At 60.1% G+C, this 13,358-nt stretch carries 14 protein-coding genes and 4 tRNA genes; 9 read left to right on the top strand and 9 right to left on the bottom strand.

The genetic code is table 11. The features are described 5' to 3' along the window. Positions 1 to 107: 107 nt before the first annotated feature. Entirely contained in the window at positions 108 to 1,130 is a 1,023-nt protein-coding gene (locus tag ACS4NR_RS17400; RefSeq protein WP_115986762.1) for an outer membrane protein assembly factor BamD, read from the bottom strand. A gap of 150 nt (positions 1,131 to 1,280) precedes the next feature. Here ACS4NR_RS17400 and rluD point away from each other — a divergent pair, with 150 nt between their 5' ends. From rluD to ACS4NR_RS17365, 7 genes are all read left to right on the top strand, one after another. Then, positions 1,281 to 2,243, top strand: coding sequence for a 23S rRNA pseudouridine(1911/1915/1917) synthase RluD (gene rluD / locus ACS4NR_RS17395; RefSeq protein ID WP_041065339.1), 963 nt, complete (start codon positions 1,281 to 1,283; stop codon positions 2,241 to 2,243). Continuing rightward, positions 2,240 to 2,962 carry a peptidoglycan editing factor PgeF gene (pgeF, locus tag ACS4NR_RS17390; RefSeq protein ID WP_456017950.1) on the top strand — a complete coding sequence of 241 codons (723 nt, stop codon included), beginning with the start codon at positions 2,240 to 2,242 and terminating at the stop codon, positions 2,960 to 2,962. Before rluD ends, pgeF begins: the two co-directional genes overlap by 4 nt. Positions 2,963 to 3,093: 131 nt before the next feature. After that, a complete protein-coding gene (gene clpB, locus ACS4NR_RS17385) occupies positions 3,094 to 5,658 on the top strand; it encodes an ATP-dependent chaperone ClpB (RefSeq protein WP_095140056.1) in 2,565 nt (854 codons plus the stop codon). A 295-nt stretch (positions 5,659 to 5,953) separates the two neighbouring features. Then, positions 5,954 to 6,029 (top strand) — tRNA-Asn (locus tag ACS4NR_RS17380). Between the two features lie 9 nt (positions 6,030 to 6,038). Beyond that, positions 6,039 to 6,115: transfer RNA gene (locus ACS4NR_RS17375), tRNA-Pro, on the top strand. A gap of 5 nt (positions 6,116 to 6,120) precedes the next feature. Then, positions 6,121 to 6,196 (top strand) — tRNA-Lys (locus ACS4NR_RS17370). A gap of 97 nt (positions 6,197 to 6,293) precedes the next feature. Beyond that, a tRNA-Pro gene (locus ACS4NR_RS17365) sits at positions 6,294 to 6,370 on the top strand. A gap of 171 nt (positions 6,371 to 6,541) precedes the next feature. Here the strand turns inward: ACS4NR_RS17365 and ACS4NR_RS17360 are convergent. The 4 genes from ACS4NR_RS17360 to ACS4NR_RS17345 form a co-directional block, all read right to left on the bottom strand. Further along, positions 6,542 to 7,840 (bottom strand): NAD(P)/FAD-dependent oxidoreductase, encoded by a 1,299-nt coding sequence (locus tag ACS4NR_RS17360; RefSeq protein WP_095140057.1) that lies wholly within the window; start codon positions 7,838 to 7,840, stop codon positions 6,542 to 6,544. A 63-nt stretch (positions 7,841 to 7,903) separates the two neighbouring features. After that, a complete protein-coding gene (locus ACS4NR_RS17355; protein WP_007909875.1) occupies positions 7,904 to 8,077 on the bottom strand; it encodes a DUF3094 domain-containing protein in 174 nt (57 codons plus the stop codon). A gap of 51 nt (positions 8,078 to 8,128) precedes the next feature. Beyond that, complete coding sequence (locus ACS4NR_RS17350) at positions 8,129 to 8,656, bottom strand: MOSC domain-containing protein (protein ID WP_103367298.1); 528 nt, start codon at positions 8,654 to 8,656, stop codon at positions 8,129 to 8,131. Continuing rightward, complete coding sequence (locus tag ACS4NR_RS17345; protein WP_025108806.1) at positions 8,653 to 9,279, bottom strand: DUF1780 domain-containing protein; 627 nt, start codon at positions 9,277 to 9,279, stop codon at positions 8,653 to 8,655. Before ACS4NR_RS17345 ends, ACS4NR_RS17350 begins: the two co-directional genes overlap by 4 nt. A gap of 196 nt (positions 9,280 to 9,475) precedes the next feature. Here ACS4NR_RS17345 and ACS4NR_RS17340 point away from each other — a divergent pair, with 196 nt between their 5' ends. Further along, on the top strand, positions 9,476 to 10,165 hold the full coding sequence (locus ACS4NR_RS17340; RefSeq protein ID WP_047600279.1) for an energy-coupling factor ABC transporter permease: 690 nt from the start codon (positions 9,476 to 9,478) through the stop codon (positions 10,163 to 10,165). Between the two features lie 65 nt (positions 10,166 to 10,230). Further along, positions 10,231 to 10,446 (top strand): hypothetical protein, encoded by a 216-nt coding sequence (locus ACS4NR_RS17335; RefSeq protein WP_003228298.1) that lies wholly within the window; start codon positions 10,231 to 10,233, stop codon positions 10,444 to 10,446. Positions 10,447 to 10,452: 6 nt separating this feature from the next. Here ACS4NR_RS17335 and yacG read toward each other — a convergent pair whose 3' ends face one another. From yacG to ACS4NR_RS17315, 4 genes are read right to left on the bottom strand one after another with little or no spacing between them, the layout of a single operon-like run. Beyond that, entirely contained in the window at positions 10,453 to 10,650 is a 198-nt protein-coding gene (gene yacG, locus ACS4NR_RS17330) for a DNA gyrase inhibitor YacG (protein ID WP_003228296.1), read from the bottom strand. Continuing rightward, positions 10,647 to 11,270, bottom strand: coding sequence for a dephospho-CoA kinase (gene coaE, locus ACS4NR_RS17325; RefSeq protein ID WP_115986759.1), 624 nt, complete (start codon positions 11,268 to 11,270; stop codon positions 10,647 to 10,649). The genes yacG and coaE overlap by 4 nt, the downstream gene beginning before the upstream one ends. After that, positions 11,267 to 12,139 (bottom strand): prepilin peptidase, encoded by an 873-nt coding sequence (locus tag ACS4NR_RS17320; RefSeq protein ID WP_456017949.1) that lies wholly within the window; start codon positions 12,137 to 12,139, stop codon positions 11,267 to 11,269. The genes coaE and ACS4NR_RS17320 overlap by 4 nt, the downstream gene beginning before the upstream one ends. Before the next feature lies 1 nt (position 12,140). Further along, positions 12,141 to 13,358, bottom strand: a complete 1,218-nt coding sequence (locus tag ACS4NR_RS17315) for a type II secretion system F family protein (RefSeq protein WP_456017948.1) — start codon at positions 13,356 to 13,358, stop codon at positions 12,141 to 12,143.

The following is a 13,358-nucleotide window of genomic DNA, read 5'->3' as shown; positions in this document are numbered from 1 at the left end:
AGTGATCCGGCAGTTTAGCCAAGGTGCCGGCAGGCGCACAGACTATTAATGCGCGGCAATGAAAAAGGGAGATCCGCAGATCTCCCTTTTTTGTGACACCGGTGTGATCAGTCGAACACGCCGAAGGTCATGTAGCTGAACCACGAACGGTCTTCGTTGTTGCCTTCGGCTTCATGATGTTCTTCCTCGATCACGTCACCGTTTTCGTCTTTAGGCTTGAGCTCGTTCGGGATCGCGTCTTTCGCGTCCTGGAACTGCTTCTGCACGTCCTGGTTGGCGCGGGTTTCTCCCGGCGGCAGCGGCGGACGCGATTCGATCAGGCCCAGAGTGGCCTTGCTCAGCCACGAACGGTTGTCGGATTCGGCAACCGAAGGCACGAACTGGCCGTCCTGCAGGCTCGGGTGGTTCGGGTAGTTGAGCTTCAGGGTTTCCAGACTGGTGGCGGCCAGTTCGTCCAGGTGCAGACGCTGGTAAGCCTCGGTCATCACCGCCAGGCCGTCGCCGACCGATGGGGTTTCCTGGAAGTTTTCCACCACGTAACGACCACGGTTGGCTGCAGCTACATAAGCCTGACGGGTCAGGTAGTAGTCGGCGACGTGGATTTCGTACGCGGCCAGCAGGTTGCGCAGGTAAATCATGCGCTGCTTGGCGTCCGGTGCGTAGCGGCTGTTCGGATAGCGGCTGGTCAACTGGGCGAACTCGTTGTAAGAGTCGCGCGCAGCGCCCGGGTCACGCTTGGTCATGTCCAGCGGCAGGAAGCGCGCCAGCAGGCCGACGTCCTGGTCGAACGAGGTCAGGCCCTTGAGGTAGTAGGCGTAGTCCACGTTCGGGTGCTGTGGGTGCAAACGGATAAAACGCTCGGCGGCGGACTTGGCAGCTTCCGGCTCGGCGTTTTTATAGTTGGCATAAATCAGTTCAAGCTGTGCCTGATCCGCGTAGCGACCGAACGGATAGCGCGACTCCAGAGCCTTCAGCTTGGCTGTGGCGCTGGTGTAGCTGTTGTTGTCCAGGTCGGTCTGAGCCTGCTGGTACAGCTCGGCTTCGCTCAGGTTTTCGTCGACGACTTCCTTCGATGAGCAAGCAGCGGTCAATGCGAGGATGGCGATCAGCAGCAGGTGTTTCACTTGCATGGCGGCTTGCGTCCCTATGACGGCCGCTGTCTTGGGCGGGGCCGTCCTGTTATGATGAGCGCCCCGTTGAAAAGCCTCGGGGCAAAAGACGCCGTATTTAACCACAAGCGCGCAGCCGAAACCAAAGGCTGTGCCGACGCCAGTCAGAGCATGTCCGATAAAATTGAACTTCGCGCAGAGGTGCCGTCCGATTTGGGCGGCCAACGCCTCGATCAAGTCGCCGCCCAACTCTTCGCTGAGCACTCACGCTCGCGCCTTTCCGCCTGGATCAAAGAAGGTCGCCTGACTGTGGACGGGGCGGTCATCCGCCCGCGCGACATCGTGCATGGCGGTGCCGTCCTTGAGCTGACTGCCGAGCAGGAAGCCCAGGGCGAGTGGATCGCCCAGGACATCGAGCTCGACATCGTCTATGAAGACGACGACATCCTGGTGATCAACAAGCCTGCGGGCCTGGTGGTGCACCCGGCTGCCGGCCACGCTGATGGCACCTTGCTCAATGCCTTGCTGCACCACGTGCCGGACATCATCAATGTCCCGCGCGCCGGTATCGTGCATCGTCTGGACAAGGACACCACCGGTCTGATGGTGGTGGCCAAGACCATTCAGGCGCAGACCAAGCTCGTTGCCCAGCTGCAAAGCCGCAGCGTCAGCCGGATCTACGAGTGCATCGTGATCGGTGTCGTGACCGCCGGGGGCAAGATCAACGCTCCGATCGGCCGTCATGGTCAGCAGCGCCAGCGCATGGCCGTGATGGAAGGTGGCAAGCCTGCCGTCAGTCACTACCGCGTGCTGGAGCGTTTCCGTTCCCACACGCATGTGCGGGTCAAACTGGAAACCGGCCGGACCCACCAGATTCGCGTGCACATGTCGCACATCAACTTCCCGTTGGTCGGCGACCCGGCGTACGGCGGTCGTTTCCGCATTCCGCCTGCCGCGAACCCGACCATGGTCGAGTCGCTCAAGCACTTCCCGCGTCAGGCCCTGCACGCGCGCTTCCTCGAGCTGGATCATCCGACCACCGGTGAGCGCATGAGCTGGGAATCGCCGCTGCCGGAAGATTTCGTCTGGCTGCTGACCCTGCTCAAGCAGGATCGCGAGGCATTCGTCGGATGAACTGGCTGACGCCGGACTGGCCTGCGCCGGCCAGCGTCAGCGCCTGTGTCACCACCCGCGAGGGGGGTGTCAGCGAGGCGCCGTTCGACAGCCTCAATCTGGGCGATCATGTCGATGATCGCCCGGAAGCGGTCACCGAGAATCGTCGGCGTCTGACCGAACATTTCTCAATCAAGCCTGCCTGGTTGCAGCAAGTGCACGGGATTGCCGTGGCCCACGCTGATCCGGGCGTGGTTGCCACCGCCGACGCCAGCTGGACTGCGACTCCCGGGGTTGCCTGCGCGGCGATGACCGCGGATTGCCTGCCGGCATTGTTCTGCAACCGTGCCGGTACTCGCGTCGCGGCGGCTCACGCCGGTTGGCGCGGTTTGGCGGCGGGCGTACTGGAAGCCACCCTCGACCATCTCGACACCGCTGCGGCGGACGTACTGGTCTGGCTTGGCCCGGCCATCGGCCCGAAAGCCTTTGAAGTCGGCCCGGAAGTACGCGAAGTCTTCGTCAATCAATTGCCGGAAGCGGCATCCGCCTTCGTGCCCAGTCACAATGCTGGCAAGTTCATGGCTGACATCTATCTGCTGGCGCGCCTGCGTCTGGCTGAACGCGGCGTCACTGCGGTTTATGGCGGCGGTTTCTGCACCGTGACCGATCCACGCTTCTTTTCTTACCGCCGTGCGTCGCGCACTGGCCGTTTCGCCTCCCTTGTCTGGCTCACCCGCTAGACTTGCCTGACTTGAATCAACTCGCTGACGCTTGAATCTCCCAGAATCGACCGCATCTACAGTGGTATCTGGCAGGTTTCTTTATTCAGGATGGTTTTTAGGTCCGGCCTGCTCAAAAGGAAGGTGACCCCATGCGTATAGACCGTTTAACCAGCAAATTACAGTTGGCGTTGTCCGACGCCCAATCTCTGGCCGTTGGCCACGATCATCCGGCCATCGAGCCGGCGCACTTGATGCAGGCGATGCTTGAACAGCAGGGTGGTTCGATCAAACCCCTGTTGATGCAAGTGGGCTTCGACGTCAACAGCCTGCGCAAAGAGCTGACCAAAGAGCTCGATCAATTACCGAAAATCCAGAACCCGACCGGCGACGTCAACATGTCGCAGGACCTGGCGCGCCTGCTCAATCAGGCCGATCGTCTGGCCCAGCAGAAGGGCGACCAGTTCATTTCCAGCGAGCTGGTGCTGCTCGCCGCGATGGACGAGAACAGCAAGCTCGGCAAACTGCTGCTCGGCCAGGGCGTGAGCAAGAAAGCCCTGGAAAACGCGATCAACAACCTGCGCGGTGGTGAGGCGGTAAATGACGCCAACCACGAAGAGTCGCGTCAGGCGCTGGACAAGTACACCGTCGACCTGACCAAGCGTGCCGAAGACGGCAAGCTCGATCCGGTGATCGGCCGTGACGACGAAATTCGCCGCACCATTCAGGTTCTGCAGCGCCGCACCAAGAACAACCCGGTGCTGATCGGCGAACCTGGCGTGGGTAAAACCGCGATTGCCGAAGGTCTGGCCCAGCGCATCATCAACGGCGAAGTGCCGGACGGCCTCAAGGGCAAACGTCTGCTGTCGCTGGACATGGGCGCGCTGATTGCCGGTGCCAAGTATCGCGGTGAGTTCGAGGAACGCCTGAAAGCGCTGCTCAACGAGCTGTCGAAGCAGGAAGGGCAGATCATTCTGTTCATCGACGAACTGCACACCATGGTCGGCGCCGGTAAAGGCGAAGGCTCGATGGATGCCGGCAACATGCTCAAACCGGCACTGGCGCGCGGTGAGCTGCACTGTGTCGGCGCAACCACGCTCAACGAGTACCGCCAATATATAGAGAAGGATGCGGCGCTTGAGCGGCGTTTCCAGAAAGTGCTGGTGGACGAGCCGAGCGAAGAAGACACCATCGCTATCCTGCGTGGCCTCAAGGAGCGTTATGAGGTTCACCATAAAGTGGCGATCACCGACGGCGCGATCATCGCCGCGGCCAAGCTCAGCCATCGCTACATCACTGACCGGCAGTTGCCGGACAAGGCCATCGACCTGATCGACGAAGCCGCCAGCCGTATCCGCATGGAGATCGACTCCAAGCCGGAAGTGCTCGATCGTCTGGAGCGTCGTTTGATTCAGCTCAAGGTTGAATCCCAGGCCCTGAAGAAAGAAAGCGATGAAGCGGCGATGAAGCGCCTGGAAAAACTTCAGGAAGAAATCGTCCGCCTCGAACGTGAGTACTCGGATCTGGAAGAAATCTGGAACTCGGAAAAAGCCGAGGTACAGGGTTCGGCGCAGATTCAGCAGAAGATCGAGCAGTCGCGTCAGGAACTGGAAGCGGCGCGCCGTAAAGGCGATCTCAACCGCATGGCCGAATTGCAGTACGGGGTGATCCCGGATCTGGAGCGCAGCCTGCAAATGGTCGACCAGCACGGCAAGAGTGAAAACCAGTTGCTGCGCAGCAAGGTGACCGAAGAGGAAATCGCCGAAGTCGTTTCGAAGTGGACCGGTATTCCGGTGTCGAAAATGCTCGAAGGCGAGCGCGACAAGCTGATGAAGATGGAAAGCCTGTTGCACCAGCGCGTGATCGGCCAGGACGAAGCGGTGGTTGCGGTCTCCAACGCGGTACGCCGTTCGCGTGCCGGGCTGGCAGACCCGAATCGTCCGAGCGGCTCGTTCATGTTCCTCGGCCCGACCGGTGTCGGTAAAACCGAGCTGTGCAAGGCGCTGGCCGAATTCCTCTTCGATACGGAAGAGGCAATGGTGCGGATCGACATGTCCGAGTTCATGGAGAAACATTCCGTGGCGCGGCTGATCGGTGCACCACCAGGCTACGTGGGTTACGAGGAGGGCGGTTACCTGACCGAAGCGGTGCGTCGCAAGCCTTACTCGGTGATCCTGCTGGACGAGGTCGAGAAAGCGCACCCGGATGTATTCAACATTCTGCTGCAGGTGCTGGAGGATGGGCGTCTGACCGACAGTCACGGGCGCACGGTGGATTTCCGCAATACCGTGATCGTCATGACCTCGAACCTCGGTTCGTCGCAGATCCAGGAACTGGTCGGTGACCGTGAGGCCCAGCGTGCAGCGGTGATGGACGCGCTGACCAGTCACTTCCGTCCCGAGTTCATCAACCGGGTCGACGAAGTGGTGATCTTCGAGCCTTTGGCGCGGGACCAGATCGCGGGCATTACCGAGATCCAGTTGGGTCGTCTGCGCAGCCGTCTGGCCGAGCGCGAGCTGAAGCTGGAGCTGAGCCCGGAAGCGATGGACAAGCTGATTGCCGTCGGTTACGACCCGGTCTATGGCGCACGTCCTCTGAAACGTGCGATCCAGCGCTGGATCGAAAACCCGTTGGCGCAGTTGATCCTGTCGGGGCATTTCCTGCCGGGTGATACGGCAACCGGCAAGGTCGTAAACGACGAAATCGTTTTCGACTGATCGGCAAAGCCAATGAAATAAGGAAGGCCTCGCTTTGCGAGGCCTTTTTTTCGTTAGGCTGTTGAACTCTAAGGAAAAGGCTTGTAAAGTGCGCCCCGCAGTCAGTCACCCGCAGCATCTCAGCTCACTGAGCTGAAATCTGAAATAAGTTGCAAATCATTAACTTGAAAGCGATTTAGGGGGTTGACAGAGGTGTTCTAGGTTGTAGAATAGCGCGCCTCAGACACACGAACGCAGCGATGCGAACGATGTCTAAGAGCTGTAAGTTTCACCGTTGTAAATTGAAATATGTAGTTCCGTGATAGCTCAGTCGGTAGAGCAAATGACTGTTAATCATTGGGTCCCAGGTTCGAGTCCTGGTCACGGAGCCAATTTCAAACCGGGGTATAGCGCAGTCCGGTAGCGCGCCTGCTTTGGGAGCAGGATGTCAGGAGTTCGAATCCCCTTACCCCGACCATTTTTGGGTCGTTAGCTCAGTTGGTAGAGCAGTTGGCTTTTAACCAATTGGTCGTAGGTTCGAATCCCACACGACCCACCATTTTTGAAACCAGGTAACACTGGGATCGAATCTTAAGATCAGAGGCCAAAAGCGCTGATCGAAGAAGGCGATCTTTGATAGGTCGCCTTTTTTTTACCGGGGTATAGCGCAGTCCGGTAGCGCGCCTGCTTTGGGAGCAGGATGTCAGGAGTTCGAATCCCCTTACCCCGACCATATTGAAAATCCTCGTATCGAAAGATACGGGGATTTTTTTTGCCCATGAAAAACTCAGGCCCTAAGCAAAATCATTGTAGGAGTGAGCCTGCTCGCGATAGCGGTGTGTCAGTCATGAATGAATTGACTGACCCACTGCTATCGCGAGCAGGCTCACTCCTACAGGGTGGATCAATGCAGCTTCAGACGAGGCTCGGTGCCGCGACCGATCTTGCTGCCCAGCATCAGCATCGCCGTGCGGAACGGCCCGTACAGCGCCATCTGGTGCATGCGATACAGCGACACGTAGAACATCCGCGCCAGCCAGCCCTCCAGCATCACACTGCCCGTCAGGTTACCCATCAAGTTACCCACAGCCGAAAAACGCGACAGCGAAATCAGCGAGCCGTAGTCGGTGTATTTGTACTCCGGCAGGGTTTTGCCCTCGATGCGCAGCTTCAGTGACTTGGCCAGCAACGACGCCTGTTGGTGCGCGGCTTGTGCACGCGGCGGCACGTTGCGATCCGAACCCGGTTGCGGGCACGCGGCGCAGTCACCGAAGGCGAAAATGTTTTCGTCGCGGGTGGTCTGCAACGTCGGTAGCACTTGCAGCTGATTGATGCGGTTGGTTTCCAGGCCGTCGATGTCCTTGAGGAAACCCGGCGCGCGAATCCCGGCGGCCCAGACTTTCAGGCTGGCCTTGATCACGTTGCCATCGGCGGTGATCAGGCTGTCAGCGGTTACTTCGCTGACCGAAGCGTTGGTCATCACATTGACCCCGAGTTTCTCCAGAGTCTTGTGTACCGGGCCGCTGATGCGCTCCGGCAGGGCTGGCAGCACCCGTGGGCCGGCTTCGATCAAGGTGATGTGCATGTTTTCCGGTTTGATCCGGTCGAGGCCGTAAGCGGCCAGTTCATGCGCCGCGTTGTGCAGTTCTGCCGCCAGTTCGACGCCTGTGGCGCCAGCACCAACGATCGCCACGCTGATCTGTTCGACTACATCGGTCTGCCCGGCATGCGCGCGCAGGTAGTGATTGAGCAACTGCTGGTGGAAGCGTTCGGCCTGTTTGCGGGTGTCGAGGAACAGGCAGTGCTGCGCTGCGCCCTGGGTGCCGAAATCGTTGGTGGTGCTGCCGACGCTGATCACCAGCGAGTCGTAGGGCACTTCACGCGCCGGTACCAGTTCGACACCGTTCTCGTCGTAGGTGGCGGCCAGCTGGATTTTCTTCTGCGCGCGATCGAGTCCGCTCATGCGCCCCAGCTGGAACTCGAAGTGGTTCCATTTCGCCTGGGCAACATAGTTGAGTTCGTCTTCGGAAGAGTTCAGCGATCCGGCGGCCACTTCGTGCAGCAGGGGCTTCCAGATGTGCGTCAGGTTCGCGTCGACCAGCATCACACTGGCCGTGCCGCGCTTGCCCAGAGTCTTACCCAGACGGGTAGCCAACTCCAGACCGCCGGCGCCGCCGCCGACAATAACAATACGATGGGACATAGGGATAACTCGCAAGGTTTTTAAAGGAAATCGGTGCAATCACCTTCGCGAGCGCAATGCTGCTCATAGCGTCAGGTAACTGATAAATCGGCTCAGCAGGCCCAGACCAATGGTCACTGCCAGCACCAGCACCAGGAGCATCCACGGCCGGAAAGGCCGGCGCTCGACACGGTGTTGGGACAACTGCAGGTACTCTTCGACATGCTTCTGGTCTTCGGGGTTCAGGCGGCTGGTCATAAAGGCCTCGTCAGGTAGACGTTGCTGAAGGTTTGGAAGCTACAGCGGTTTTTATCCCGGGTTGAACGCAGCATAGCCACTGGCCGGAACCGGTTCGACCGAAACACCGTCGTCGAGGCGAATGATCCCGCTTTGTAACACTCGTGCGGTAATTCCGCCATGCCCGCGCACCGCTTGAAAGGTGCCGGGGCCGAGGTTGTTTTGCAGGCGTGCGCAGGGCTGACACCAGCCGGTGGTCTCGAAAATCGCCTGACCGATGCGAAAACGCCGCCCCTTGAGACTGAACAGGTTGATGCCGCTGATGACCAGATTGCGCCGCAGATCCTCAGGCCTCACGGGTTGATCTTCAGGTCGGCCCATCAGCGCGCTGATCACGGCCAGGTGTTCGAATTGAATCAACGTCACCTGTCGGGCATTTCGCACGCCGGGGCGGGCGTGATCGCCGGTCAGTCCGGCCTCCAGTCGCGCTTCCACGGCGTCAAGTTCGAGCATCGGCCCGCGAGACTCCGGGCGTACGCCGATCCAGCGCACGCGGCCGGTCTGCGGCACGTCGGCGATCAACTGCTGTAGCGGCGTCACAGGCTGATCCCGACATCGAAGACGATGCTGCGACCGAGGTTGCTGCGCAGGAAATCCGGCGCATCGGGATGGGCAAAGAGCACCCTGGCGAAGGTCGGGCCGACCAGCGACAGCGAGCGCCAACCCTGACGCAGATACTCGGTGGGCGGTGGAAAGTGGCTGTTGAGGTCCAGCACTTCGCGCTTGAGGCTGGCGAAGGCGATGATGTCCAGTTCGCCCAGATCCATGCCGCGTTCCTTATAGTTGTGGGCTTTTTTGCGCAAGGTCGGTGCCAGTCGCAACAGGAACTCATTGGCTGGGATCCGCCGCGGCTTGGCTTCACGGCGCACCAGTTGGCTGAGGGAAAACGCACTGCGCCGGCGTTGCAGTTCGTCGCGCCATTCGTCGTTGAGCCGGCGGCCTTCATCGAGAACGAAGAACACTTCGAAATTGGCATCGCGAAACAGCACGTCCGGCGGCTCCCCGGCGGGGGCGAACTCATCGACGCGGTAAGGAATGTTCAAGCCTTGCAGCAAGCGCTGGCAGACCCAACGCTCACGCTCCCATTTGCGGGCATTGGACAGGAACGCGTTGGCTTGCTCGGCCGCGATGGTCAGCAGGCGTAAATAATCTGAGTCATCCATAGGCCAAGCTTAGCGTTCAAATGCGACAAGCAGATAGCTTTGCATTGGCTGATGCTGACGGGTCGCACGTTAAGCGCTTGTAGGTGCTGCCGAAGGCTGCGATCTTTTGACTGTCAAACAGCAATATCAAATGATCGCAGCCTTCGGCAGCTCCTACAGGGGATGTAGGAGTTTTCCTGATAAAAGTGAGGGAGACATGATCGGTGCAGAACTGCTGTCCTCGACGAGCCTGACACTCGGCTGGCTGATTTACCTGCCAGTGCTGTTGTGGGCGATCTGCCGTGCGCCGTGGGTCGAGTTGTTCAGCGACAGTCGGCGTCAGCATCTGCTGTTTGGCACGGTGTTCGCCTTGTTCCTGCTGTGGATGGTGCGCAGGGATTTCGACACCGGGGTCTCTTACCACTTCATCGGCATGACCGCCGTGACGTTGTTACTGGACTGGCCGCTGGCGATCGTCGGCGGGCTGGTGGCACAGCTCGGGCTGGTGTTGCTAGGGCGCCAGGATCTGGCGGCGGTCGGGGTCAACGGGACGTTGCTGATCCTGTTGCCGGTGTTGATCACTGAGTGTGTGGCGATCCTCGTCGAGCGCGCCCAGCCGCGTAATCCGTTTGTGTATATCTTCTGTTCCGGGTTCTTTGCCGCAGCGTTGTCCGCATTGCTGTGTCTGACGCTGAGTCTGGGCCTGCTGTGGTACGACGGCCTGTTTGCCATGCCGGAATGGCTGGAAGATTTTATCGGTTACCTGTGGCTGCTGATTTTTCCCGAAGCCTTTATCAACGGCATGGTGATCAGCGCGCTGGTGGTGTTCAGCCCGGAGTGGCTGGAAACCTTCAACCGCACCCGCTACCTTTCGGCGCCGTGGAAGGACGACGATCCCAAGTCTTGATCCACATCAAATCCGCCCCCCGCGCGGCATTTCATGCTCGGCCAAATTCTTTCAGGAGCAGCGGCATGAGTGTTTACGAGTGGGCGAGGCAGGAGACGCGGCAGAGTCTGGACATGGCGCTGGAGGTGGGCTTCGATCCGGGCCTGAGTTTGCGCGCCTTGCTCAGCGCGGTGGTGCAGCAGAGCAAGACGGTGCGCAACGCCGAAGACCTGGCCGACGAGTTGCGCTTTCTCGCGGAAAACCTCGACGACGATCAGGACTACGGCTTCATGCGGCCCTGATCGCGATCAGTGACGCGGGTCGAAATCGCCGGAGAACATTTCGTCTTCGGCATCCGGGGCGACCGGAATCTTGTGCTCTTCCGACGCCCAGGCGCCGAGGTCGATCAGCTTGCAGCGATCAGAGCAGAACGGGCGGAATTTGTTCTCTGGGGTAAATTCCACGGGGGCGCCGCAGGTTGGGCATTCGACGGTTGTAGGGCTCATGACTGGCCTCCGGATAAAGTCAGGTAAAAGTGATGCAGGCGCTCGACTTCGCTGTGCAGCCAGGCGAGGTCGCGGTCGTTGACCACCACATCATCGGCACGGCTCACGCGGTCTTCGCGGCTGGACTGGGCCTTGAGGATCGCCTGGACCTGCTGTTCGCTGGTCTGGTCACGCTGCAAGGTGCGTTCGATCTGCAGTTGTTGCGGGGCATCGATCACCAGAATTCTTTGGGTCATCGCGTACTGCCCGGATTCGATCAGCAACGGTGAAACCAGAATCGCGTAAGGCGATGTTGCCAGCCCCAGATGGTGCGCGATTTCCTCGGCGATCAACGGGTGCAGCAGGGCTTCGAGCCAGCGGCGTTCTTCCGGCACTTCAAAGATCAATTTGCGCAGGGCTGCACGGTCCAGCGTGCCATCGGCTTGCAGGACGCCCGGGCCGAAGTGTTCGGCAATCTTCGCCAGTGCCGGACGCCCCGGCTCGACCACCCAGCGCGCCGCGTGGTCGGCGTCGACCACATGGATCCCGAGATCGATGAAGTGCTGTGCAGCGGCGCTTTTACCGCTGCCGATGCCGCCGGTCAGGCCGAGAATCCAGGGTTTTTCCACAGGGGTATTCATTTCAAACCGACAAAATGCCAATAGAAGTCGGTTATTTGACCACCCCAGAGCAAGGCAATCCAGCCGGCAATTGCCAGATACGGGCCGAAGGGCATTGGCGTCGAGGTTTTCTGCTCACGCAAACGCAGCAGAATCACCCCGACAATCGCCCCCACCAGCGATGACAGCAGGATCGTCAGCGGCAGGATCTGCCAGCCGCCCCAGGCCCCGAGCAGCGCCAGCAGCTTGAAATCGCCGTGGCCGATGCCGTCCTTGCCGGTCAGCAGTTTGAACAGCCAGAACACCGACCACAGCGCCATGTACCCGGCCACCGCACCCCACAACGCCGCGTGCAGCGAGACGAACAGCCCGAAACTGTTGACGATCAGCCCCAGCCACAACAACGGCAACACCAGCACATCGGGCAGCAGTTGATGTTCGGTGTCGATCAGGCTCATCGCCAGCAGCCCCCAGGTAAGGACGATCAACAGGCCCGCCGGCCAGCCGAAACCCAAATGCCAGGCAACGAATGCCGAAAGCAGGCCGCAGGCCAGTTCGGTCAGGGGATAACGTTTGCTGATCGGTGCGGCACACGCGGAGCAGCGCCCTCGCAGAAGCAGATAGCTGAGCAGCGGAATATTTTCCCATGCACGAATCCGGTGGCCGCAGTGCGGGCATTCGGAGTGCGGCAGCATCAGGTTGTAGGTCGGCAGTGGTGTTTCGCTCGGCAGGCCGAGGACGTCCTGCGCCTGCTGGCGCCAATCGCGCTCGAGCATTTTCGGCAGACGCCAGACCAGTACATTGAGAAAACTGCCGACCACCAGACCCAGCAGCAGGGCGGTGCACACAAAGGCCAGCGGATAAAGACTGAAGAGTTCGTCGATAGGCATGTCAGATCGCTGAGCCAAGCTGGAAGATCGGCAGGTACATGGCCACGACCAGCCCGCCGACAATGACCCCGAGCACCACCATGACGAACGGCTCCATCAGGCTGGTGAGGTTGTCGACCATGTTATCCACTTCCTCTTCATAAAAACCGGCGACCTTGTCGAGCATGTCATCCAGCGCGCCCGATTCCTCACCGATGGCGGTCATCTGCACTGCCATGTTGGGGAAGACGCCGGTGCTGCGCATCGAGAAATTCAGCTGCATGCCGGTGGCGACTTCCTGACGGATGCGCAGCACCGCGCGTTTGAACACCACGTTGCCGGTGGCGCCGGCCACCGAATCCAGCGCCTCCACCAGTGGCACGCCGGCGGCGAAGGTGGTCGACAGGGTGCGGGCGAATCGCGCCACTGCCGATTTGTACATCAGCGTGCCCACCAGCGGCAGCTTCAGCAGCCAGGTGTCCTTGCGGTCGCGCAATGCCTGGGATTTCTTCAGCGCATGGCGGATGCCGAACACTGCCGCGATCAAAGCACCAAGCACTACCCACCACCATTGCTGCATGAACTCCGAAAGACTGATCACCATCAGGGTGAAGGCCGGCAATTCGGCGCCGAAGCCGGAAAATACCGACTGAAACTGCGGCACGACTTTTACCAGCAGAATCCCGGTGACGACCATTGCCACCAGCACCACGGCGCTGGGGTAGGTCAGGGCTTTCTTGATCTTGGCCTTGAGTGCTTCGCTTTTTTCCTTATAGGTCGCGACCCGTTCGAGCAACGTATCGAGGGCGCCCGATTGCTCGCCGGCATCCACCAGGTTGCAATACAGCTCATCGAAATACTGCGGCTTCTTGCGCAGGGCTGCGGCGAAGCTGTTGCCGGCCGCCACCTCTTGCTTCACCTCGTCTACCAGTTTGCGCATCGCCGGGTTGTCGAAGCCTTCGCCAATGATGTCGAACGACTGCAACAGCGGTACGCCGGCCTTCATCATGGTTGCCATCTGCCGGGTGAACAGGGCGATGTCCTGGGCCTTGATGCGTTTGCCGAGGCTGAGCAAAGAGGTGGATTTCTTCCGTACCTTGCCCGGGTTGATCCCCTGCTTGCGCAACTGGGCCTTGATCAGCGCGGGGTTCTGCCCGCTCAACTCGCCCGTGACCTTGCTGCCTTTGCGATCCGTGCCTTCCCAGGCGTAGATACTGATTTTCGCTGCCTTGACCGCCAT

The sequence above is a fragment of the Pseudomonas sp. JQ36 genome (assembly GCF_053851495.1).
This window is presented reverse-complemented; position numbering and strand designations above follow the sequence as displayed.